Raw genomic sequence first — 22,202 nt, 5'->3', positions numbered from 1 at the left:
ACCCAATTGATGACCGGGCAATGCGGTAAGGCATCAGATGGGTTCCCGCCTTCGCGGGGATGACGTCAAAGAGAAAATGGCGAGCGGCCGCTCTCGACCGCTCGCCTTGTCACTTTACCCGATCAGCGCTTCGGCGATCTGCACCGCGTTGAGCGCCGCGCCCTTGCGCAGGTTGTCGTTCGACAGGAACAGCGCGAGGCCGTTCTCCACGCCCGGATCCTTGCGCACGCGGCCAACGAAGACCGGATCCTTGCCGGTGGCTTCCAGCGGGTTGGGCACTTCGGTCACCACCACGCCCGGCGCGCTGCCCAGCAGTTCGAGCGCACGCTCGACGCTGACGGGACGCTCGAACTCGGCATTGATCGAGAGCGAGTGGCCGGTGAACACCGGCACGCGCACGCACGTACCCGAAACCGGCAGACCAGGGATTTCGAGGATCTTGCGGCTTTCGTCGCGCAGCTTGATCTCTTCCTCGGTGTAGCCGTCCTCGGCATAGACGTAGTTCAGCGGCACGACGTTGTGCGCCATCGGCACCGCCCACTTCTTCGCCTCGGGCAGCAGCGGCGCGGTATCGCCGGCGGCGAGTTCGCGGGTACGGTCGCCGACGTGCTCGATCTGGCTGGCCAGCACCTCGATGCCTTCGAGACCACCGCCCGACACCGCCTGATAGGTCGAGACGATCAGGCGCTTGAGCCCAGCCTCGTCATGGAGCGGACGCAGCACCGGCATCGCCGCCATGGTGGTGCAGTTGGGGTTGGCGACGATGCCCTTGGGCAGGTTCGCCAGCGCATGCGGGTTCACCTCGGCGACGACCAGCGGCACCTCCGGGTCCGAACGGAACGCCGAGGAGTTGTCGATCACGATCGCCCCCGCCGCAGCGGCCTTGGGCGCAAGTTCCCTGGCGGTCGAACCACCGGCAGAAAACAGCACGACGTCGAGCCCCGAGAAATCGGCGGTCGCCGCATCCTCGACGACCACGCCGTCGATTGCCTTGCCCGCCGAACGGGCCGAAGCGAAGAGGCGAAGCTGGGCGACGGGGAAATTGCGCTCGGCGAGGATCTCGCGGATCATCGAACCGACGAGCCCGGTCGCGCCGACGACGCCGACGTTGAGCTTCTGACCGGGGGTAAACTTAGCTGCCATGACCTATGCGTCTCCTACCTGGTAGTGGAGCAGCGCGAGGGTCTGGTGTCTTCGTTAGGAGAGCCCCGCGTGCCGTTAAGTGCGGGGTGAGTGTCGCTCCGTGCCGTTCAGTACCAGCACACCGACGCCCACCGCGCGGACGCGGTCGGTTTCGGGGTGGTAATAATGATCGGCTTCACGAACATGAGCGCGCCACTAGCGGCAAGCGCGGTCGGTGTAAATGGAATTTATGTTGCGCGTGCAGCGGGGGCTTCGACAGGCTCAGCCTGAGCGGCGTCGATAGACCAATTTGGAATTCCGCTCAGGCTGAGCTTGTCGAAGCCCCCGCGTTTTACGCGGCCCCCTGCAGCCGCTCCAACGCCGCATCGCGCCCGATCAACGGCAGCAGCGCGCCCATGTCGGGCCCATGCTCCATCCCCGTAAGTGCCTGCCGCAAAGGCAGAAACAGCGCCTTACCCTTGCGTCCGGTGGCGTCCTTGAGCGCCCCTGTCAGCGCCTTCCAAATCCCCTCGCCCCACTCCAGCCCGGCCAACGTATCGCACGCCTGCGCGCAATAGGCCCGGTCCTCATCGGACATATCCCCCGCAGCCACCGGCCCGGTCACGACCGCCCACCAGTCGGCCGCCTCGCCCACTTTGGCGAGGTTCGGACGAATCGCTTCCCAAGCCGCCGCGTCCATCCCCTCGGGCAGCCGCGCGGCCACGGCATCGAAGCTGAGCGCATGGACCACGGCCGCGTTGACGCGCTCCAGTTCCGCCTCGTCGAACCGCGCCGGTGCGCGGCCGAAGTGCGAAAGATCAAAGGCCCCCGCCAGCTCCTCCAGCCCCAGCGCCGTATCGACCGGATCGCTCGTCCCAAGCCGCCCGAGCAGCGCCACCAGCGCCTGCGGCTCGATCCCGACTTCCCGCAGATGCGCGACGCCCAGCGAGCCGAGACGCTTCGACAGCTTCCCCTCGGTGCCCACCAGCAGCGCCTCGTGCGCGAACGCAGGCACCGGAGCGCCGAGCGCGGTGAACATCTGCACCTGCGCGGCCGTGTTGGACACATGGTCCTCGCCGCGCAGGATGCCGGTGACGCCCATGGCGATGTCGTCGATCACCGAGGGCAGCATGTAGAGCCACGAGCCGTCGGCGCGGCGCACGACGGGATCGCTCATCTGCGCGGCGTCGAACTTCTGCGCTCCGCGCACGCCGTCCTCCCAGCCGATCGGCTCGTCATGGTCGAGCAGGAAGCGCCAGTGCGGCAGGTCCCCGGCAGCGATCTTCGCGGCCTTTTCCTCGGCCGAAAGCTTCAGCGCCGCGCGGTCGTAGATCGGCGGAAGACCGCGGCCCAGCAGCACCTTGCGGCGCAAATCCAGTTCCTGCGGCGTCTCCCAGCACGGATAGACCCGGCCCGCTGCTTCCAGCTTCGCGAAGCCTTCCTCGTAGACGGCAAAGCGCGCGGACTGGCGCTCCTCGCCTTCGGGATTGAGGCCCAACCAAGCGAGATCGGCACGGATCGCCTCGACATATTCCTCTTTCGAGCGCGCCGCATCGGTATCGTCAATGCGCAGCAGGAAACGCCCGCCTGCCTGTTTCGCGAGCAGGAAGTTGTGCAGCGCCGTACGGATATTGCCGACGTGAAGGTGCCCGGTGGGCGAGGGAGCGAAGCGTGTGACGGTCATGGCGCCCGCGATTACGGGGCGCTGGCCGTCAGGTCAATTTCGGCGCGCAAATGCCCACTTCGCCGCCAGCGACGCGAAGCCCGCCAGCAGCCCCCAGAACGCCGAGCCCACCCCCAGCAGCGAGACACCCGATGCCGTGGCGGCGAACGTCAGGATCGCAGCATCACGTTCGCTCTTCTCGACCAGCATCTGCTCGACCGCGCCCGACAGCGGGGCGATCAGCGCGATTCCCGTCAGCGCGGCGATTGCAGAAGCCGGCATCGCCAGGAAAAACAGAACCAGCGGCGTCGAGAACAGCGCCAGTACCAAGTAGAAGCCCGCGTAGATAACGCCGACGATCCAGCGTCCTGCAGCATCGGGATGCGCGTCCGAGCCCGTACAGATCGCGGCAGTGATCGCCGCAAGATTCACGCCATGCGCACCGAAAGGAGCCAGCACCAGCGTCGCGAGGCCGGTCCCCAGCAAGAGCGGGCGAGGCGTCGGTGCATACCCCGCCGAACGCAGCACGACGAGACCGGGCAAGTTCTGCGACACCAGCGTCACGAGGAACAGCGGCACACCGATAGACGTCACGGCCCGCCAGTCGAATTGCGGGACGACGGGCTGCAGGCTGCCCAGCAAGGGGCCGCCGTGGTGTCCGGCCAGATCGCCGCGCAGCAGCAGCACGGCGATGCCCGCGCCCAGCACGAGCAGCAGCGCGTAGAGCGGCAAGCGCTGGCGGGCGATCACGAAGACCGCCAGCAACACGCAGACCAGCAACACGTCGCTTTCGAGTGTGCGGAACAGTTGCAGACAGAACGGCAGCAGCACGCCCGCCAGCATGGCCGAAGCCACGGAGGCCGGAATTCGGCGTGCCGCCCGCTCCAGCACAGGCACCACGGCAAGAATGCACATCATCGCTGCGGCCGCCACGAAAGCGCCGATCGCGACCGGCCAATTGACCGACCCTGCACTGGCAACGAGCAGGGCCGCGCCCGGCGTCGACCATGCCAGTACCACCGGAACGCGCAGGCGCAGTGACAGCAGCGCGCCGCAAACGGCTATGCCCAGACACAGCGCCGTGACCGCCGAGCCCACTTGCCCCGCGTCCGCTCCGAGGCCCCGCATGGCCTGGACGATGAGGGCGACGGTCCCCCCGAACCCGACGAGAGCGGCGATGAAGGCGGACGTCCAGGCGGCGAGCGGCGGAAAGCCGAATAGCGTACGGGAAGACATCGCCGCCCTATGACAGATTTCCCTTTCGAAGAAACCCGCGTCGATGTGCGATTTTTGGCACACGTCTCGATCAAGTAGGGCAATAATTGACACAATCACATGTTTCTATGAGGATTAAAATACTGTATTATAATGATAATTATCCGTTATAGGACAATTTGACCCGCCTCTCGCTCGCGAAGATAGTCGCGCCCGTACGAGTCCGGCGACCGGCCGGGTGTCTCCCGGACACAATTCACGAATACGAGAAGCGAAACCCCATGCATTCAAGCTCACCCATAGCGGTCGCAAGCGAGGCGGCGTCATGAAAAAGGCGCTCAAGATCATCGGCTTTGCCGTTCTGGTGCTGGCCGTGGCGGGCCTTGCCTTCCTGTTCCGCCCGGTAAGCTGGGGCGGAAATCCCCAAGCCGAGAACGAGAAGCCGGTCGACGTCGTCCTCGTCGGCGGCGGCATCATGAGCGTTACGCTCGCCACTTACCTGCAGGAGCTGGAACCGACCTGGAACGTCCATCTCTACGAACGCATGGACAATGTGGCGGAGGAAAGCTCGAACGGCTGGAACAACGCCGGCACCGGCCACTCGGGTTATGCCGAAATGAACTATACGCCGGAAAAGAACGGCAGGATCGAGACCGAAAAGGCCGTCGACATCGTCGAGAGCTTCGAAGTCTCGCGCCAGTTCTGGGCGCACGAAGTGGCCCAGGGGCGCCTGCCCGAGCCGTCGGCTTTCATCAACCCGACGCCGCACATGAGCTTCGTGTGGGGTGACGACAACATCGCCTACCTGAAGAAGCGCCGCGACGCGCTTGTGAAGAACCCGATGTTCTACGGCATGCAGTACACCACCGACCACGCGCAGATCGCGAAGTGGGCGCCGCTGGTGATGCAGGGCCGCGACCCGGCGCAGAAGGTCGCCGCGACCTACATGCCGCTGGGCACCGACGTGAACTTCGGCGTGATCACCCGCAGCCTGACGCAATCGCTGCAGCGCAACCCCAACTTTCACCTCGGCCTGTCGACCGAAGTGCGCGGGCTGCACCAGAACGCCGACAAGACCTGGAACGTCACGATCCACGACCTGAAGGCGAACAAGGATCATACGATCAAGTCGCGCTTCGTCTTCATCGGTGCGGGCGGCGCCTCGCTCAAGCTCCTCCAGCTTTCGGGCATTCCCGAGGCGAAGGACTACGCGGGTTTCCCGGTCGGCGGCCAGTTCCTGGCGTTCGAGACTCCGGCGGTCGCCGAAAGGCATCACGTGAAGGTCTATGGCCTCGCAGAGACCGGCGCCCCGCCGATGTCGGTGCCGCATCTCGACGCGCGCAAGCTCGACGGCAAGGCGGTGACCCTGTTCGGTCCCTTCGCGCTGCAGAGCACCAAGTTCCTCAAGAACGGCTCGTGGACCGACCTGTTCAACTCGGTCTACGATACCAATGTGGTGCCGATGACCAAGGTGGGCGTCGAGAACCTCGATCTCGTGAAGTACCTCGTCCAGCAGGCGTCGCTGACCGACGCCGACCGTCAGGCGCAGTTGGTGAAGTATTTTCCGCAGGCCAAGCGCAGCGACTGGAAGCTGATCACCGCGGGCCAGCGCGTCCAGATCATCAAGCGTGATCCCAAGAAGGGCGCAGTCCTGCAGTTCGGCACCGAGATCGTATCGGACAAGGACGGCACCATCGCGGCTTTGCTCGGCGCCTCGCCGGGCGCCTCGACCTCGCCGGGCATCATGCTCAAGGTGCTGGACAAGGCTTTCCCGCAGCAGACCAAGGGTATCTGGGCAGACAAGATCCGCGCCATGGTCCCCTCGATCGGCAGGAAGATCAACGACAGCCCGGCGCTCACCAACGAGATTCGCCGAATGACCAGCCACGCGCTGCACTTGCCTTATCTGGAAGTGCCAGCAGACCTCGTGTCTGCCGCCAAGGCTCCGGCGCCGAAGGCCAAAGCCGGGCACAATCTCAACGCCGAGGAACAGGCGCTCTAAGCATCTGACCCCGCGAAAGTTCGGGCGGTCGGAGCAATCCGGCCGCCCTTTTCGTATCCGGAGCGCACAGCGGACCGAAACATAAGCACTACATTATTGCGATTGACTCGCATTTACAGTCAATTTAGGTGCGCGCAAAAGTCCAGCAACAATACTGAGGGTCTCTATGCGCCTGCCCGCCCGGCATTCCCTGCTCGCCAGCACGCTTCTGATCGCGCCTGCCCTTTGCGGCACGGCTCATGCCGAAGAGGCGGACACCGCGACGAATGCCGACACGATCATCGTCACCGCGGGCCTCGAACAGTCCAGTTCGGCCACCGCGCTGGCGCTGCCGGTCAAGGAAACGCCGCAGTCGGTCACCATCATCGACCGCAAGCGCATCGAGGATTTCGCGATCACCAACGTCAACGACCTGCTCGAACAGGCCGTGGGCGTGAATGTCGAGCGGGTCGAGACCGACCGTACCTATTTCTCCTCGCGCGGGTTCGACGTGTCGAACTTCCAGGTCGACGGCATCGGCCTGCCGCTGGCCTGGGGCATCCAGTTCGGCGACCTCGACACCGCTTTGTTCGAGAACGTCGAAATCGTGCGCGGCGCCAACGCGATCATGACCGGAATCGGCAACCCCTCGGCCACCATCAACTACGTGCGCAAGCGGCCGACCGACGAGCTGAAGTTCACCGGTTCGGCGCAACTGGGCACGCGCGACTACTGGCGCGCCGAGGGCGATGCCAACATCCCTCTCACCGACACGCTGGCTGTGCGCGCGATCTACGCGCACGAGGACCGCGACGGCTACCTTTCGTACAACCACGTCAACCGCGACGTCTACGGCGCCGTCCTGCGCTGGCAGGCCACCCCGTCCCTGCGCGCGACGGTGGGCTACACCCGGCAGGAAAACGACGCCGATGGCGTGCTGTGGGGCGCGATCCCGCTGGTCTACACCGACGGCACGCGCATCGACCTCAAGCGCTCGGCGACGACCTCGGCGGACTGGACCTACTGGAATACCAAGGACCAGAGCGTGTTCGGCGAACTGGTCTACGATTTCGGCGGAGGCTGGTCGGCCACCGGCATCGCGACCTACCGCCGTTTCCAGGAGAACGCCAAGCTGCTCTATGCCTACGGCTACCCTGACCGTGAGACCGGCGAGGGCGTCTACGGCATGGCCGGTATCTATCCTTCGGACTACAAGCAGTACCTTGGCGACGTCTACGTCTCCGGCCCGTTCCAGCTTTTCGGACGCGAGCACAAGCTGGCCTTCGGCGTCTCGGTCTCGAAGTCCGACGCCAAGGAGTACGAGAACTTCTCCGAGGATACCATCGTCTACCCAAGCCCTTCCGAATGGGGCGAGACCGGCATCCCCGAGCCCAGCTATCCCGGCAGCTACCTCGCCGCCGACTACAGTGACCGCCTGACCCGTGTGTATGGCGCCGCGCACCTCAGCCTGACCGACCGGCTCAAGGCCGTAGTCGGTGCCAGCGCGATGTGGATCAAGTCGACCGGCTTCTCCTACGGCGCGGATCAGGCGCGCAAGGACAGCAAGGTCAGCCCCTACGTCGGCGCGGTCTACGACCTAACCCCGAACGTCTCGTTCTATGCCAGCTACACCGACATCTATAACCCGCAGGTCGAAGTGGGCATCGACGGCACGCGCCTCGATCCCGCGAAGGGCACCAGTCTGGAAGGCGGCATCAAGAGCACCTGGCTGGACGGGAGGCTTTACGCGACGGCTGCCGTATTCAAGGCCAAGCAGAAGGGCCTCGCCGAGTATGCCGGCTACTTCGATGAGGACGGCTGCCCCGTCGGCGGCGACGGCGTCGCCTGCAACGGCAAGGCGGGCGGCAGCTACTACGACCCGCAGGACACCACCTCGACCGGCTTCGAGGTGGAGCTTTCAGGCCAGGTCACGGACAACTGGACTCTATCGGGCGGCTTCACGTACCTCGACATCGAGAACGCCGACGGCGACGATACCCGCACCTGGATCCCGACCAAGTCCCTCAAGCTGGCGAGCACCTATTCGGTGCCTGAACTGAACGACCTCAAGCTGGGCGCACAGCTACGCGTGCAGAATGCGACGACGGCCGTGGTCAGCGACTTGTCCGCCTATGGCGGCGTCGAGGGAGACGTGACGCTGAAGCAGAAGGGCTACGCGATCCTCGATCTCATGGCCGGGGTGCGCGTGGTCGAGCACGTGCGCGCCAGCGTCAACGTGCGCAACGTCACGAACGCGAAGTACCTCAACAGCCTTAAGTGGGGCCAGGCCTTCTACGGTGCCCCGCGCAGCGCAGTGGTGACGCTGAGCGTCGAGTACTGAGAGCGAAAGCGAAGCAGGCAGCTCTATTTTGCCCGCCTCATGCCATCTGTTCGTCATTGCGAGCGCAGCGACGGATGGTGCCAAAAGCCGGCAAGCTTCCCGCCCCCTTACCCGCTCCGAAACGCGTGCGTGATCGGATAGCGCCGGTCGCGCCCGAAGTTGCGCGCGGTCAGCTTGACGCCGGGGGGCGACTGGCGGCGCTTGTACTCGGCACGGTGGAGCAGGAACTCCACGTGGCGCACAACGCCGTGCTCGAAGCCTTCGTTGACCAGTTGCGCCACGCTCTTGTCGTGCTCCACCAGACCCACGAGGATCGGATCAAGGACGTCGTAGGGCGGCAGGCTGTCGCAGTCGCGCTGGCCGTCGTACAACTCGGCGGTGGGATCACGGGTCAGCACGCCATCCGGCACCAGCGGACCACCCGGGCCGAGGCCGATGGGCGGAACCTGTCCGTTCCGCCAGCGCGCCAGCGCATAGACCGTGCTCTTGTACGCATCCTTGAGCGGCGCGTAGCCACCCGCCATGGTGCCATAAATCGCCGCATAGCCGACGCTCAGCTCGCTCTTGTTGGCGGTGGCGAGAAGCATAGGGCCGAACTTGTTGGACAGCGCCATCAAGCCCGCCCCGCGCACCCGCGACTGGAGGTTTTCCTCCGCCAGATCGCGCTGCGTGCCTTCGAATGCCTCGCCCAGCATGGCATCGAATCCATCGACGGCAGCACCGATCGGCATCTCGGTATAGCGAATCCCCAGCGCCTTGGCGCAGGCCGCCGCATCGTCGAGGCTCTGCCCGCTGGTGAAACGCGAGGGCATCATCACCCCCCAGACCCGGTCGGCTCCCAGCGCATCGACGGCGATGGCCGCGCAAGTCGCCGAATCGATACCGCCCGACAGGCCCAGAACCACGCCCGGAAAGCCGTTGCGCTTCACGTAGTCGCGTAAAGCGAGGACCATCGCACTGTAGATGTCCTCCGGATGCTGTGCGAGCGGCTCCAAGGCGCCGCGATCGCAGCGCCAGCCCTTGGCGGTCTTGGTCCAGCGGGTCTCCACGACCTGCTCCTCCCAGTCGCGCAGCTGCACCGCCAGCGCACCGTCGCCGTTCACCGCGAAGCTGGCCCCGTCGAACACCAGTTCGTCCTGCCCGCCGACGCGGTTGAGATAGGCCAGCGGCAGCCCGGTATCGACTGCGCGGCGCTTGGCCACGCCTTCGATGCGCAGGGCCTCCTTGTTGATCTCGTAAGGGCTGCCGTTGATCGAGATGAGGATTTCCGCTCCGAAATCGGCGAGATGGCGGCAGACCTCGTAACGCCAGATGTCCTCGCCCACCGGCACCCCAATCATCGTCCCGCGCAGGATAATCGGCTCTGGCAGCGGACCGGGCTGGAACAGGCGCATCTCGTCGAAAGTGCCGTAATTGGGCAGCTCGTGCTTCAGGCGAACTGCCGCGACTTTGCCCTGATCGAGCAAGGCCACTCCATTGTGCAGCGCACCATCGAGTACGAAGGCCGACCCGACCAGCATCGCCGGACCGTCACTGGCGGTCGATTCGGCGAGGTGCTGAAGCTGGGCCGCCGCGCGCTCGATCAGTGCGGGCTTGAGGATCAGGTCTTCTGGCGGATAGCCGATAAGGTGAAGTTCCGGGAAAACGACAAGGTCGCTGCCCTTCGCCGCCTCGCGCGCTGCCACAATGCCGGCGGCATTGGCGGGAATGTCCCCGACCGACTGGTTGAGCTGCGCGAGCGTGATCTTCAGCGTATCGGGCATGGCCCGGTTGATGCCCCGCCCCCGGAGGCAGTGCAAACAAAAACCCGCCCTTCGGTGAAGAGCGGGTCTTGCTGCTCCGCACCCGCGTAAACGCGTAATGCAGATACAAAAAACCCTCCCATCGGGGAGGGCTTCTGTCCGTCGTGAGACGGACTTTCCACAAGCCGGTTGGACCCGGAAGCGGAAAGCGGCGGGGGCCAGTGCACCGAAAAGGTAGCGCCGAACCCCCGAGCCGATTACATCGCCTCGGACGCAGCCTCGGTCGGAACGTCGGTGGCGTCACCGGTCATCAGCTCCTCGGGAGCGGTCTCGACCGAATCCGTGGTAGCTTCGGCGGCGGGCTCACCACCGCAAGCAGCGAGCGACAGTGCGGCAACCGACGCGAACGCGGCGAAAGCAATCTTCTTCATGCGAATCCCCTTGCATTGTTTGGCGCATAGGCCAACGCTTGCAGGCAAGCCTGCAGTGGCATTCTTTAGACGAGACAATGGTGCAACGCAAATAGGAATACGACAGGCGCAAATCCGCAGAATTCCTAGGGCTTGCGCACATATAAAGATATCTTTATATGATCCGGCATGCGGATCGACCCTCTTCTGCGCGCTCTTTCGGAGCCGACGCGCCTGCGTATGCTGCGTCTGCTCGCACATATGGAGCTTGCCGTGGGGGAGCTTGCCCAAGTCCTCGGCCAGAGCCAGCCGCGCGTCTCGCGCCACATAAAGATTCTGTGCGACGCCGGATTGGCCGAGCGCCGCAAGGAAGGAAGCTGGGTCTTCCTGAGAATTGCCGTGTCCGAACAGGGCGAATCGTCGCTCGGCACGGCGGCCGCCAGTCTCCTCAACGTCGCCGAGCGTGACGACAGCCAGTTCGCCGCCCGCTGCGCCGAGGACCGCCGCCACCTCGCCGCGATCCGCGCCGGACGCGAGGCGAGCGCCGAGGCCTACTTCGCCCGCCACGCCGCCGAATGGGACACGCTGCGCCGTCTCCACGGCGCCGACGAGCCGGTCGAGGCCGCGCTGCTCCGCGCGCTGGGCGAGGAGACGATCGGCGGATTGCTCGACGTTGGCACCGGCACTGGGCGCATGGCACAGCTTCTGTCCGCGCGCGCGGGGCGCGTGACCGCGCTCGACAAGAGCCCCGAGATGCTGCGCATTGCCCGCGCCCGGTTGCAGGACCTGCCCGCCGACAAGGTCGATCTGGTGCAGGGCGACTTCACCGCCCTGCCCTTCGCGCCCGACGCCTTCGACACCGTGCTGTTCCATCAGGTGCTCCACTTCGCGCAGGATCCCGCCGTCGTGCTGACCGAGGCCGCGCGCGTGCTGCGCCCGGGTGGGCGCATCGCCGTCGTCGACCTTGCCGCGCACGAGCGCGAGGAAATGCGCGAGCGCCATGCCCACGCCCGTCTCGGCTTTTCGGACGAGCAGATGCTCGCCCACCTCGCTTCCGCGGGCCTTACCCCGGCCGAGCCCGTCGCTCTGCCGGGTGACCCGCTCACCGTTAAAATCTGGACTGCGCGGCGCGATGGTGTAACCGCGCGCCCTGAAAACCGAGAGACCGTTTGATGACCGCTTCCCCACGCGCCGCAGAAACCCCGATTTTCGCAGGGTTGCCCGGCGACATTTCCGTCTCCTTCGAATTCTTCCCGCCCAAGTCGGAGAAGATGGAGGAGCAGCTGTGGGACGCGATCACCCAGCTTGCCCCGCTCGACCCGGCCTTCGTGTCGGTAACCTATGGCGCGGGTGGCTCCACCCGTGAGCGCACCCACGCCACCGTCTCACGGATCGTGAAGGAGACCGCGCTGGTCCCCGCCGCGCACCTCACCTGCGTCGCCGCCAGCAAGGGCGAGATCGACGAAGTGGTCGATCAGTACTGGGAAGCGGGCGTGCGCCACATCGTCGCGCTGCGCGGCGATCCGCCGCCATCGGACGGCGGCCGCTTCGTGCCGCATCCCGAAGGCTATGCCAGCGCCGCGCAGCTGGTCGAAGGCATCCGCAGGCGCCGCGATTTCGAAGTCTCGGTCGCGGCCTATCCCGAAGTCCACCCCGAAGCGGTGAGCGCCGAGGCCGACCTCGACAACCTGAAGCGCAAGATCGACGCCGGCGCCACCCGCGCGATCACGCAGTTCTTCTTCTCGACCGACGCCTACTTCCGCTTCATGGACAAGGCGCTGGCGGCAGGCATTACCGTACCGATCCTGCCGGGCATCATGCCGGTCACCAGCTTCGCCGCGATCCGGCGCATGTCCGGCAACACCGAGATCCCCGGCTGGCTGGAGACGATGTTCGACGGCCTCGACGATCGCCCCGGCCCGCGCGCGCTGGTCGCCGCCGTCGCGGCGGCGGACCTCTGCAAGCGCCTGTATGAAGGCGGGTCCCGCGATTTCCACTTCTACACCCTCAACCGCGCCGAGCAGGCTTACGCGATCTGCCAGCTTCTCGGCCTGCGTCCCGTCAAGGAACTTGTCGCATGAGCGTCCGTGAAACCTTCCTCGCCGAGGCAGCCAAGCGCATCCTCATCACCGACGGCGCGTTCGGCACCGAGATCCAGAACTGGAAGCTCTCGGAAGCCGACTACGCGGGCGACCTCGGCCTGTCCCACGACCAGAAGGGCAACAACGATATCCTCGCGCTGACCAAGCCCGAGGTGCCCGAATCCATCCACCGCGCCTACTTCGAAGCCGGGGCGGACATCGCCGAGACCAACACCTTCTCGGCCAACCGCATCAGCCAGGCCGACTACGGCGCCGAGCATCTGGTTCGCGAGATCAACGTCGAATCGGCCAAGCTGGCCCGCCGCCTCGCTGACGAATATCAGGCAAAGGATGGCCGACCGCGCTTCGTGGCGGGCGCGATCGGGCCGACCAACAAGACGCTCTCGCTCAGCCCCGACGTCAACGATCCAGGCTACCGCGAGATCGATTGGGACACGCTGGTCGACGTCTACAAGGAACAGGCCGCGGCCCTCGTCGAAGGCGGCGCGGACTTCATCTTGATCGAAACGGTGTTCGACACCCTCAACGCCAAGGCGGGCGTGATGGCCGTGCGCTATCTCGAACAGGACCTCGGCCGCGAAGTGCCGATCATGCTGTCGATGACGCTGACCGACCTGTCGGGCCGCAACCTCTCGGGCCACACGGTCGAGGCGTTCTGGCACGCGGTGCGCCATGCCAAGCCCGTCACCATCGGCCTCAACTGCTCGTTCGGCGCGACGCAGCTGCGCCCGCACGTGAAGACGCTGTCGGAAATCGCCGACACGCTGATCATGATCTACCCCAACGCGGGCCTGCCCAACGAACTGGGCGCCTACGACGAAATGCCGGACACCACGGCGGGCTTCGTCGGCGAGTGGGCGATCGCGGGTCAGGTCAACGTGCTGGGCGGCTGCTGCGGCTCGACCCCGGCGCACATCAAGGCAATCGCCGACAAGGTGACCGGCATGGCGCCGCGCCATCTGCCCGAGCTGCAGCCAGTGACGCGCCTGGCTGGCCTCGAACCCTTCACGATGCCCTCCTCTACGGCCGTCTGATGGATTCGCTACCGATTTGGCGCCTGCGTCCGGCGGGGCCGGACGACGCCGACGCGCTTGCCCTCGTGGGCGCGGCAACGTTCCTCGAAAGCTTCGCCGGGCTGATTGACGGGGCCGGCCTCGTCGCGCACTGCGCCAAGCAGCATTCGGCCGATGCCTACCGCGCTTATTTCGCCAAGGGCGCGAAGGCGTGGCTGGCAGAGATCGAGCCCGGCGGCGCGCCGGTGGGCTATGCGCTGCTGTGCGAGCCTGAGATCGAGCATGCGCAGCCCGGCGATATCGAGCTGAAACGCATCTACCTGCTTTCACGCTTCCAGGGTTCGCCCATTGCCAGTTCGCTGATGCAGGCGGTGATTGCCGAAGCGGCGGGGGCGACGCGACTGCTGCTCGGCGTCAAGGACGACAACCACCGCGCCTTCTCCTTCTATGCCAAACACGGCTTCGAGACGATCGGCACCCGCCGTTTCGACGTGGGCGGCAAGACCTACGATGACTTCGTGCTCGCACGACCGCTCTGACCTGACGAGAACAACACCCATGACCGCCACCCCTTCCGGCTCCCGTTTCGTCAACATCGGCGAGCGCACCAACGTCACCGGCTCCGCGAAATTCAAGAAGCTGGTCATGGCCGGCGACTATCCCGCTGCCATCGAAGTCGCCCGCCAGCAGGTGGAGAACGGCGCGCAGGTCATCGACGTCAACATGGACGAGGGCCTGCTCGACGCCGTCGAGGCGATGACCACCTACCTCAAGCTGATCGCCGCCGAGCCGGACATCGCCCGCGTGCCGGTGATGGTCGACAGCTCCAAGTGGGAGGTGATCGAGGCGGGCCTCAAATGCGTGTCGGGCAAGCCGATCGTCAATTCCATCTCGATGAAGGAAGGCGAAGCGCCGTTCCTGGAACATGCGCGCAAGTGCATGGCCTATGGCGCCGCCGTGGTCGTCATGGCCTTCGACGAGACGGGCCAGGCCGACACCAAGGAGCGCAAGATCGAGATCTGCGAGCGCGCCTACAAGCTGCTCGTCGGCATCGGCTTTCCCCCTGAGGACATCATCTTCGACCCCAACGTCTTCGCCGTCGCCACCGGCATCGAGGAGCATGACCGCTACGGGCTCGACTTCATCGAGGCAGTGGCGGAAATCCGCGCGCGCTGCCCGCACGTCCACTTCTCGGGCGGCCTGTCGAACCTCTCGTTCAGCTTCCGCGGCAACGAGACGGTGCGCCGCGCGATGCACTCGATATTCTTGTACCACGCCATCCCGGCGGGTCTGGACATGGCGATCGTCAACGCAGGGCAACTCGACGTCTACGACCAGATCGACCCGGCGCTGCGCGAGGCCTGCGAAGACGTCATCATGATGCGCCGCCCCGGCGTGGGCGAGGACGGCAAGACCTCGACCGAGCGCCTCATCGAACTGGCCGAAAGCTACAAGGGCAAGGACACCGTCGCCGAGAAGGCCGCCGAGGAATGGCGCGGCTGGGACGTGACCAAGCGCATCGAACACGCGCTGGTGCGCGGCATCGACGCCTATGTGGTGGAAGACACCGAGGAGGCCCGCGCCGCCATCGCCGCTGCCGGTGGCCGCCCGATCGAAGTGATCGAAGGCCCGCTGATGGGCGGCATGAACGTGGTCGGCGACCTGTTCGGCAGCGGCAAGATGTTCCTCCCGCAAGTCGTGAAATCGGCGCGCGTGATGAAGAAGGCGGTCGCGCACCTCATCCCCTTCATCGAAGCGGAGAAGGACGCCAAGTCCAAGGCGAAGGGCCGCATCATCATGGCCACCGTCAAGGGTGACGTCCACGACATCGGCAAGAACATCGTCGGCGTCGTGCTCCAGTGCAACGGCTACGAGGTGATCGACCTCGGCGTCATGGTGCCGTGGTCGAAGATCCTCGAATCGGCGAACGAGAACGAGGCCGACATCATCGGCCTGTCAGGCCTCATCACCCCCTCATTGGACGAGATGGTAACCGTCGCCGAGGAAATGCAGCGCGCCGAGATGAACATCCCGCTGCTGATCGGCGGCGCGACGACCTCCAAGGTCCACACCGCGCTGCGCATCGACCCGGCCTATACCGGCACCGTGGTCCATGTGCTCGACGCCAGCCGCGCGGTGGGCGTCGCTTCGCAGCTGCTGTCCGACACGCAGGCGGAGGGCTTCAAGGCCTCGGTCGCGATCGACTACGAGAAGGTGCGCGAGGCCCGCGCCAACAAGGGCCAGAGCGACCTGCTGCCGCTGGCCGAGGCGCGCGCCAACGCCTTCCCCACCGACTTCGCCCAGAAGCCCGCCGCACCGGCGCAGCCGGGCCTGCATGTGTTCGAGGAGTGGGACCTCAAGGATCTGGTCGAAACCTTCGACTGGACCCCGTTCTTCCGCGCCTGGGAGCTGGCGGGCAACTACCCCGCGATCCTGACCGACGAGGTCGTCGGCGAAAGCGCCACCAGCCTGTTCGCCGATGCGCAGGCGATGCTGGCAAGGATCATCGACGAGAAATGGCTGACTGCGCGCGGCGTCTGCGCCTTCTGGCCTGCCCGCTCGGACGGCGACGACGTTCTCCTCGATGCCGGCGCTTCCGGGGCAACCCGCCTGCCCATGCTGCGCCAGCAGTTCAAGAAGTCGCGCGGCCGCGCCAACTTCTGCCTGTCGGACTTCATCGACCCGGCAGGCGACTGGCTCGGCGGTTTCGCGGTGGGCATCCACGGCATCGAGCCGCACCTGGAGCGCTTCAAGGCCGCGCACGACGACTATTCGGACATCCTGCTGAAAGCCCTCGCCGACCGTTTCGCCGAAGCCTTCGCCGAGCGCCTCCACGCCCATGTCCGCACGACTTTGTGGGGCTATGCGCCGGAAGAGCAGTTCACCAACGAAGCCCTGATCCGCGAGGAATATCGCGGCATCCGCCCGGCGCCCGGCTACCCGGCCTGCCCGGACCATTCGCTCAAGCCGATCCTGTTCGACCTGCTGAAGGCGCAGGACAACGCCGGCATCGTCCTGACCGAAAGCCAGGCGATGCTGCCGACGGCGGCGGTCTCGGGCTTCTACTTCGCGCACCCGGAGAGCCAGTACTTCGGTGTCGCCCGCATCGGCCGCGACCAACTGGAGGACTACGCGGTGCGCCGCGGCGTCGACCTGCCGACCGCCGAACGCTGGCTGCGTCCTAACCTCGACTGACAGGGTACTTGCGTCACCGCATCATTTCGCTCTTGCAACATATGCGGCGGACCATACCCTGCCGCCTATGACCGCAGCGCGCATCACCAGTCGAACCCTCGTCTACGACGGGTGGTACAAGTTCTATCGGCTGGAAGTGGAAATGCCGGACGGCGCCATCGTTGAACGGCATCTGCTCGACAACGGCTCGGCCGTCGCGGTGCTGCCCTATGACCCGGTCCGCCGCGTCTGCATGCTGATCGACCAGCCACGCGCGGGAGTGCTCGCCGCAGGTGAACCGCCCGTGTGGGAAGCCATCGCGGGCAGTCTCGATGGTGCGTCGCCTGAAGCGCGCATCATCGAGGAAGCCTTCGAGGAAGGCGGTCTCAGGGTCGAGGCGCTGGAGCCGGTGACCAACATGTGGTCGCTCTGCCCGGCCTCGACCGAGCGCGTGCAACTCTACCTCGCGCGCTATTCCACCGAAGACCGCATCGGCGAGGGCGGCGGCGCTCACGATGAGGACGAGAACATCACCGTCCATGAAATCGGGCTCGACACCTTGCGCGACATGGCGCTTGGCGGCGAATTGACCGATGCCAAGACGCTGATCCTCGCGCAGGCGCTGCTGCTTCGCCACCCCGGTTTGTGGGCTAACCCGAGTTAAGTTGGCGAAAACCCGGCTGCGAGGTTTCCCCTCTGCGTCAGCCTCTGCCATAAAGCGCCGCGTGAACGACGACGACTGGCCTTTCAAGACGACCTTCTACGGCGAACCCGACGCCGACATGATGGACATCCACGCGCCGGAAGTGGATTGGGCCCCCGCGCCACCGCCGACCGGAGAGGCGGTATCCAAGGCGCTGCACGAGGTATTCGGCTTCTCCGGCTTTCGCGGCGTGCAGGATCAGGTCGTCGACCGGGTGATCCATGGCCGCTCGACACTGGCGATCATGCCGACCGGCGCGGGCAAGTCGCTGACCTACCAGCTTCCCGCCGTGCTGCTTCAGGGCACTTGCGTGGTCGTCTCGCCCCTGATCGCGCTGATGCACGACCAGTTGCGCTCGGCCCGGGCCAACGGCATCCGCGCCGCGACGCTGACCAGCGCCGACACCGATCGCGGGGCAACGATGGATGCCTTCCGCGCGGGCGAACTCGACTTGCTCTACATCGCCCCGGAGAGGGCCAGCCAGCCCCATTTCCGCGAGCTGCTGCAGTCGGCCCGTGTCGGCCTCTTTGCTATCGACGAGGCGCACTGCGTCTCCGAATGGGGTCACGATTTCAGGCCCGACTATCGCCTGCTGCGACCGCTGCTCGACGCCTTCCCCAATGTCCCGCGCCTCGCGCTGACGGCGACGGCGGACCACCACACCCGCAGCGACATCCTGGCCCAGCTCGGCATTCCCGAGGAAGGCCTGATCGTCGCCGGGTTCGATCGGCCCAACATCCGCTACACCATCCGCCCGCGCGAGAGCGCCATGCGCCAGCTCAAGGCGGTGGTAGATGAAAACCCCGGCCCCGGAATCATCTACGCTCCCACCCGCGCTCGCGTCGAACAGCTGGCAGAAACGCTTACGCGCGAGACAGGACGGCGGGTACTGCCTTATCACGCAGGCCTCGATCCCGAGATTCGCGCCCGCAATCAGGCCGCCTTCGTTGCCAGCGAGGACATGGTGATGGTCGCGACAGTCGCCTTCGGCATGGGCATCGACAAGCCGGACGTCCGCTTCGTCGCCCACGCCGGCATCCCCAAGTCGATCGAGGCCTACTATCAGGAAACCGGCCGCGCGGGGCGTGACGGCGACCCTTCCGTGGCGGTCATGTTTTGGGGCGCTGACGACTTCGCACGCGCCCGTCAGCGGCTTGCCGAAATCGAGCCGCACCGCCAGCAGAGCGAACGCCAGCGTCTCGATTCGCTGGCCGGGCTAGTCGAGACGGCCGACTGCCGCCGCGCCGTGCTTCTGCGCCACTTCGGCGAAACGCCGGCGCAGACGTGCGGCAACTGCGACAACTGCCTGCAGCCGGTAGGGGTCGTCGATGTCACCGAAGTGGCGCGCAAATTGCTCTCGGCCGTTTTTCGCACCGGACAGTCCTATGGCCTGGGGCATCTGGAGAAAGTTCTTTCGGGCGTGGCCGATGACCGCGTGCTCCAGCGCGGCCATGACAAGCTCTCCGTCTTCGGCATCCTGACCGATGATGAGAAGCCGCTGCTCAAGGCCCTCGCCCGCGCTCTACAGGCCCGCGGCAGCCTGACCGCCACCGAGCACGGCGGCCTTGCGCTGGGCGGCGACGCCCGTGCCATTCTGAAGGGTGAGGCGGCCGTGGCAATCGTCGTGCCGCCCAAGCAGGATCGCAAACGTCGTTCGCGCAGCGGTGATACGGGCGCCAATCCCATCGGCGAGCCTTTGTTCGATGCCCTGCGAGAGTTGCGCCGTGAACTTGCCAAGGAAGCAGGGGTGCCGCCCTACGTCATCTTCCACGACTCGACCCTGCGCGAGATGGCCGCGGCACGACCTTCGTCACTGGACGAACTTGGCTCGATTGGTGGAGTCGGTACGCGCAAACTGGAAGCTTACGGCGATGCGTTCCTCGCCGTAGTCCGCCAGCACTGAAACTTGTCGAACCTCCTTCAGTCGCTTCCATCGCCGCCGAAGGTCACCGGGACAGCCAGAAGAAATGGCAATTCGGGTGAAGCGATTCGCGACTCCAAGCCGTTCCGGTGGATCAGGACGACGCGCCCGACCCCGGGGGTCGCCACGACCGCCGACACGCTATCAACCCATTCATGAAGAACCGCGCGCGCGCGTGTCAGAGCTTCAGGCTCGCGGGTCGTGGTCCCCGAGGCTTCGAGTTCGGCTTCGAGATCGACGATGCGGCTGGTCACCTCGTCGATACGATCGGTGGTTTGATCAGTCATGGCTGCACTCCTCGGGCACGGACTTATGCGTCTGTCTGGACAATATCCGTCCGGGCAATTTTGCAAGGCACCGGCCGCGCAATTCGCATTCTGCAAACTTCCAAACTGTCTTTTAGGAACGCGGCAGCGCTTTCGACAAGCCTGCACACCACCACATCGCCGCCGCGCTGCTCGCATCGCAGACTGGCGAATTCGTCAGGACTTCCGCTTCGGCAGCAGTAACTGAAAGAGGTTGTGCCGGCGGCCGAAACGGCCCGCCAGTCATGGCCTTATCGAAGCAAGGCAAGGACGAGGGGAGAGACGCCTTCGATATACCACTTCACGGCGATGATTGCACAAGTGACGGATACCGAATTGGCGGCAAACCTGAGCCAGCTTGGTTGCCCACCCCGATTGCTCGCTCCGAGCTCCAACAACGCCGCTACGACCACGAATACCGCGATCTGCCACCGCGTTTCGATCAATTGGAACGTTAAACGGGAAAAGGCACCGCAAAATGCGAAGAGCGCTGCCGCGGCGACAATTCGAACAAGTGTAAGCGATCGCTGCATCGCAGCAGCCTAAAGGCCTCCATTTGCTGACACAAGCCTCGCTTGCCAGTTCCTCAAACTCCCCATTCGCGCATTCCGGTCACGGCCTGACAAAGGAATACCTTACGAGGAGGTGCGCCTTGGTGAGTTCTCCCGATAGACAGTGATCGAACGTCTAGAATAGACAATCCGGCGATTGCTACCTGGAAGGAGACGATATGTGATCGCTGACTGGTCTCCAGAATTTGGTGCTCCAACTTCAGGAGGATCACTCACGATAGCTATCTACCTCGTCGCGTGCCTTGCATCGTTATATGCCGTCCTGCGCGATAAGCCGGAGAACGCTGCCGCGTGGCTTGGAATATTCATTCAGGTTGGGCTTCTCACTATCAACAAGTACTTTGACGTCCAAACCTGGTTCGCCGACATCATGCGCGAAAAAGCACATATCTCCGGATGGTACGATAGTAGGAGAGTATTTCAGCATATATTCTTCATATCATGCGTAATCATGTTTTTATTAATCACATTCTGGATATTACCCCTGATCAATCGTCGTGGGTATGCCTTATCCATTGCCATGCTCAGCACTTTTTTTCTGACCATTTTCGTTTGCGTGCGTGCCGTCTCCCTACATAGCATAGACAGCTTTTTGGGCTCACCCGTCATGGGCGTGTCGATGAATGACGTTTTTGAGCGCTGCGGTATTGCCGTCACCGCAATATCCGCACTTGTAGTGCGGCAGTCCGCATTCCCCGGCAAACGATGAAGTGCCCGCTCGGACCGCCCGCTTCCCCTTGCGCCTGGTTCAGAGCCCATGTTCGGGGGTCTCGAGATCAATCATCTAGAGCAGTTTTCGATCATTCTGGTTCATAGCCGCACGATCTGAAGTAGTTGGCGCATTCCTGAGGCTGGAAGATATCGACGAGTTTGCCGATCAAGCTCCACAGGCCGCTGACCGTTCGCTCGCCCGCTTTACGGAGCATGGCCTTCAGGCGGGAGAACGCTTTCTCGATCGGGTTGAAGTCTGGGCTGTAGGGCGGGAGAAAGTGCAGGGTTGCGCCTGCAGCCTCGATGAGCACCTGCACCGATGCGCGCTTGTGGCTCGACAGGTTGTCCATGATGACGACGTCGCCGGGCCGCAGTTCCGGGACGAGGACCTGAGCGACGTAGGCTTCGAACCAGTCACCGTTAATCGGTCCATCGAGCACCATGGGCGCGACCATGCCAGTCATGCGCAGGCCAGCGACGAGAGTGGTGGTTTTGCGGTGGCCGTGCGGGAAGCCCATCCGCAGTCGCTCGCCTTTCGGGCAACGTCCGTGGCTGCGGGTCATATTGGTCGCGGTCCAGGTTTCGTCGATGAAGACCAGGCGCTCCGGTTCGAGATCGAGTTGACCCTCGAACCAGTCCTGACGCTGTTTCAGGACGTCTGGTCGATCTTGCTCTATCGCATGGCCTGTCTTTTTTTGCGCGTCAGGCCACGGCGAACAAAAAAGCGATGTAGCCCGGCCACGGAAACGGCCATTCCCTTGTCCGCAAGCGCCAGACGTAGTTCTTCGAGGGTGATGTCCCTGCGCTCCTCCCAAATGGCCAGAATGTCCGCTGCCCGCTCTTCCACCCGCCGCGAGCGCATATCCCCGCCGCGCGGCTTTGGGGCTATGTCACCCGTCTCGCGCTGCTGTGCCCGCCAACGGACCGCCGTCGATGGTGCAACACCGAACCGGGCCGCCGCAGCACGGCAACTCGATCCACTGTCCACCGCTGCCAACAGCCGAGTGCGCAAATCCATCGAAAGAGCCATCCATGCCGGCCTCCTTCACCAGCACGGATTCTGAATCAGAAATCGCGCCCGAAGGGAATCCCAGACCGATTCAGAACGGTCGAAAACCGCTCTAATGGTCGACGTCTCACATTTGGTACCCGCCAGAGAAACGGCAGAAAACGGTAACCGCTGATCCTGTCCCACGCATTGGTGGTGGCGGGATTTATGTCAGGCCG

The 22,202-nt window shown here is 64.8% G+C and carries 17 protein-coding genes; 10 read left to right on the top strand and 7 right to left on the bottom strand.

The genetic code is table 11. From position 1 onward, the window contains the following. Positions 1 to 114: 114 nt before the first annotated feature. The 3 genes from PKE80_RS03465 to PKE80_RS03455 form a co-directional block, all read right to left on the bottom strand. On the bottom strand, positions 115 to 1,143 hold the full coding sequence (locus PKE80_RS03465; protein WP_271181290.1) for an aspartate-semialdehyde dehydrogenase: 1,029 nt from the start codon (positions 1,141 to 1,143) through the stop codon (positions 115 to 117). A gap of 331 nt (positions 1,144 to 1,474) precedes the next feature. Beyond that, positions 1,475 to 2,806: a glutamate--tRNA ligase gene (gene gltX, locus PKE80_RS03460; protein ID WP_271181289.1), complete on the bottom strand. Its 1,332-nt coding sequence runs from the start codon at positions 2,804 to 2,806 to the stop codon at positions 1,475 to 1,477. Positions 2,807 to 2,839: 33 nt separating this feature from the next. Further along, on the bottom strand, positions 2,840 to 4,021 hold the full coding sequence (locus PKE80_RS03455) for a benzoate/H(+) symporter BenE family transporter (RefSeq protein WP_271181288.1): 1,182 nt from the start codon (positions 4,019 to 4,021) through the stop codon (positions 2,840 to 2,842). 304 nt (positions 4,022 to 4,325) lie between these two features. On the opposite strand from PKE80_RS03455, the gene mqo reads away from it, so the two are divergent. Both mqo and PKE80_RS03445 read left to right on the top strand, forming a co-directional pair. Then, positions 4,326 to 6,002: a malate dehydrogenase (quinone) gene (gene mqo / locus PKE80_RS03450; protein ID WP_271181287.1), complete on the top strand. Its 1,677-nt coding sequence runs from the start codon at positions 4,326 to 4,328 to the stop codon at positions 6,000 to 6,002. Between the two features lie 166 nt (positions 6,003 to 6,168). After that, positions 6,169 to 8,322: a TonB-dependent siderophore receptor gene (locus PKE80_RS03445; protein WP_271181286.1), complete on the top strand. Its 2,154-nt coding sequence runs from the start codon at positions 6,169 to 6,171 to the stop codon at positions 8,320 to 8,322. Positions 8,323 to 8,429: 107 nt separating this feature from the next. Here PKE80_RS03445 and PKE80_RS03440 read toward each other — a convergent pair whose 3' ends face one another. Together PKE80_RS03440 and PKE80_RS03435 are read right to left on the bottom strand one after the other, a co-directional pair. Continuing rightward, positions 8,430 to 10,085, bottom strand: coding sequence for an NAD+ synthase (locus PKE80_RS03440; RefSeq protein WP_271181285.1), 1,656 nt, complete (start codon positions 10,083 to 10,085; stop codon positions 8,430 to 8,432). A 236-nt stretch (positions 10,086 to 10,321) separates the two neighbouring features. Then, on the bottom strand, positions 10,322 to 10,495 hold the full coding sequence (locus PKE80_RS03435; protein WP_170065941.1) for a hypothetical protein: 174 nt from the start codon (positions 10,493 to 10,495) through the stop codon (positions 10,322 to 10,324). Positions 10,496 to 10,663: 168 nt separating this feature from the next. Between PKE80_RS03435 and PKE80_RS03430 the strand changes: the two genes are divergently transcribed. From PKE80_RS03430 to recQ, 7 genes are all read left to right on the top strand, one after another. Then, complete coding sequence (locus PKE80_RS03430; protein ID WP_271181284.1) at positions 10,664 to 11,647, top strand: ArsR/SmtB family transcription factor; 984 nt, start codon at positions 10,664 to 10,666, stop codon at positions 11,645 to 11,647. After that, entirely contained in the window at positions 11,647 to 12,555 is a 909-nt protein-coding gene (metF, locus tag PKE80_RS03425; protein ID WP_271181283.1) for a methylenetetrahydrofolate reductase [NAD(P)H], read from the top strand. Before PKE80_RS03430 ends, metF begins: the two co-directional genes overlap by 1 nt. Continuing rightward, on the top strand, positions 12,552 to 13,610 hold the full coding sequence (locus PKE80_RS03420) for a homocysteine S-methyltransferase family protein (RefSeq protein WP_271181282.1): 1,059 nt from the start codon (positions 12,552 to 12,554) through the stop codon (positions 13,608 to 13,610). The genes metF and PKE80_RS03420 overlap by 4 nt, the downstream gene beginning before the upstream one ends. After that, the gene (locus PKE80_RS03415; RefSeq protein WP_271181281.1) at positions 13,610 to 14,128 is read left to right on the top strand and encodes a GNAT family N-acetyltransferase; all 519 of its coding nucleotides are present in this window, start codon (positions 13,610 to 13,612) and stop codon (positions 14,126 to 14,128) included. Before PKE80_RS03420 ends, PKE80_RS03415 begins: the two co-directional genes overlap by 1 nt. A 19-nt stretch (positions 14,129 to 14,147) precedes the next feature. Then, entirely contained in the window at positions 14,148 to 16,784 is a 2,637-nt protein-coding gene (gene metH / locus PKE80_RS03410; protein WP_271181280.1) for a methionine synthase, read from the top strand. Between the two features lie 67 nt (positions 16,785 to 16,851). Continuing rightward, the gene (locus PKE80_RS03405) at positions 16,852 to 17,427 is read left to right on the top strand and encodes an NUDIX hydrolase (RefSeq protein ID WP_271181279.1); all 576 of its coding nucleotides are present in this window, start codon (positions 16,852 to 16,854) and stop codon (positions 17,425 to 17,427) included. Positions 17,428 to 17,488: 61 nt separating this feature from the next. After that, positions 17,489 to 19,369 (top strand): DNA helicase RecQ, encoded by a 1,881-nt coding sequence (recQ, locus tag PKE80_RS03400; RefSeq protein WP_271181278.1) that lies wholly within the window; start codon positions 17,489 to 17,491, stop codon positions 19,367 to 19,369. Between the two features lie 17 nt (positions 19,370 to 19,386). Here recQ and PKE80_RS03395 read toward each other — a convergent pair whose 3' ends face one another. Then, complete coding sequence (locus PKE80_RS03395) at positions 19,387 to 19,674, bottom strand: hypothetical protein (RefSeq protein ID WP_271181277.1); 288 nt, start codon at positions 19,672 to 19,674, stop codon at positions 19,387 to 19,389. Between the two features lie 750 nt (positions 19,675 to 20,424). Between PKE80_RS03395 and PKE80_RS03390 the strand changes: the two genes are divergently transcribed. Further along, on the top strand, positions 20,425 to 20,973 hold the full coding sequence (locus tag PKE80_RS03390; RefSeq protein ID WP_271181276.1) for a hypothetical protein: 549 nt from the start codon (positions 20,425 to 20,427) through the stop codon (positions 20,971 to 20,973). A 91-nt stretch (positions 20,974 to 21,064) separates the two neighbouring features. Here PKE80_RS03390 and PKE80_RS03385 read toward each other — a convergent pair. Beyond that, positions 21,065 to 22,005 (bottom strand): IS630 family transposase gene (locus tag PKE80_RS03385; protein ID WP_271181275.1). Its coding sequence is split into 2 segments (ribosomal slippage): positions 21,065 to 21,660 and positions 21,660 to 22,005, totalling 942 coding nucleotides; the frame shifts between segments, so codons are not numbered across the junction. Between the last annotated feature and the right edge of the window lie 197 nt (positions 22,006 to 22,202).

This window comes from Novosphingobium resinovorum (assembly GCF_027922145.1).
GTDB lineage: Bacteria > Pseudomonadota > Alphaproteobacteria > Sphingomonadales > Sphingomonadaceae > Novosphingobium > Novosphingobium resinovorum.
The sequence above is the reverse complement of the archived record's forward strand: the minus strand, read 5'-3'. Positions and strand labels throughout refer to the sequence as shown.

Excerpts from the sequence above, each read along its gene's own strand:
- mqo (WP_271181287.1), top strand. The coding sequence starts at position 4,326 with ATGAAAAAGGCGCTCAAGATCATCGGCTTTGCCGTTCTGGTGCTGGCC.
- PKE80_RS03430 (WP_271181284.1), top strand. The coding sequence starts at position 10,664 with ATGCGGATCGACCCTCTTCTGCGCGCTCTTTCGGAGCCGACGCGCCTG.
- PKE80_RS03465 (WP_271181290.1), bottom strand. The coding sequence starts at position 1,143 with ATGGCAGCTAAGTTTACCCCCGGTCAGAAGCTCAACGTCGGCGTCGTC.
- metH (WP_271181280.1), top strand. The coding sequence starts at position 14,148 with ATGACCGCCACCCCTTCCGGCTCCCGTTTCGTCAACATCGGCGAGCGC.
- PKE80_RS03405 (WP_271181279.1), top strand. The coding sequence starts at position 16,852 with ATGACCGCAGCGCGCATCACCAGTCGAACCCTCGTCTACGACGGGTGG.
- metF (WP_271181283.1), top strand. The coding sequence starts at position 11,647 with ATGACCGCTTCCCCACGCGCCGCAGAAACCCCGATTTTCGCAGGGTTG.
- PKE80_RS03420 (WP_271181282.1), top strand. The coding sequence starts at position 12,552 with ATGAGCGTCCGTGAAACCTTCCTCGCCGAGGCAGCCAAGCGCATCCTC.
- gltX (WP_271181289.1), bottom strand. The coding sequence starts at position 2,806 with ATGACCGTCACACGCTTCGCTCCCTCGCCCACCGGGCACCTTCACGTC.
- PKE80_RS03455 (WP_271181288.1), bottom strand. The coding sequence starts at position 4,021 with ATGTCTTCCCGTACGCTATTCGGCTTTCCGCCGCTCGCCGCCTGGACG.
- PKE80_RS03395 (WP_271181277.1), bottom strand. The coding sequence starts at position 19,674 with ATGACTGATCAAACCACCGATCGTATCGACGAGGTGACCAGCCGCATC.
- PKE80_RS03445 (WP_271181286.1), top strand. The coding sequence starts at position 6,169 with ATGCGCCTGCCCGCCCGGCATTCCCTGCTCGCCAGCACGCTTCTGATC.
- PKE80_RS03440 (WP_271181285.1), bottom strand. The coding sequence starts at position 10,085 with ATGCCCGATACGCTGAAGATCACGCTCGCGCAGCTCAACCAGTCGGTC.
- PKE80_RS03435 (WP_170065941.1), bottom strand. The coding sequence starts at position 10,495 with ATGAAGAAGATTGCTTTCGCCGCGTTCGCGTCGGTTGCCGCACTGTCG.
- PKE80_RS03415 (WP_271181281.1), top strand. The coding sequence starts at position 13,610 with ATGGATTCGCTACCGATTTGGCGCCTGCGTCCGGCGGGGCCGGACGAC.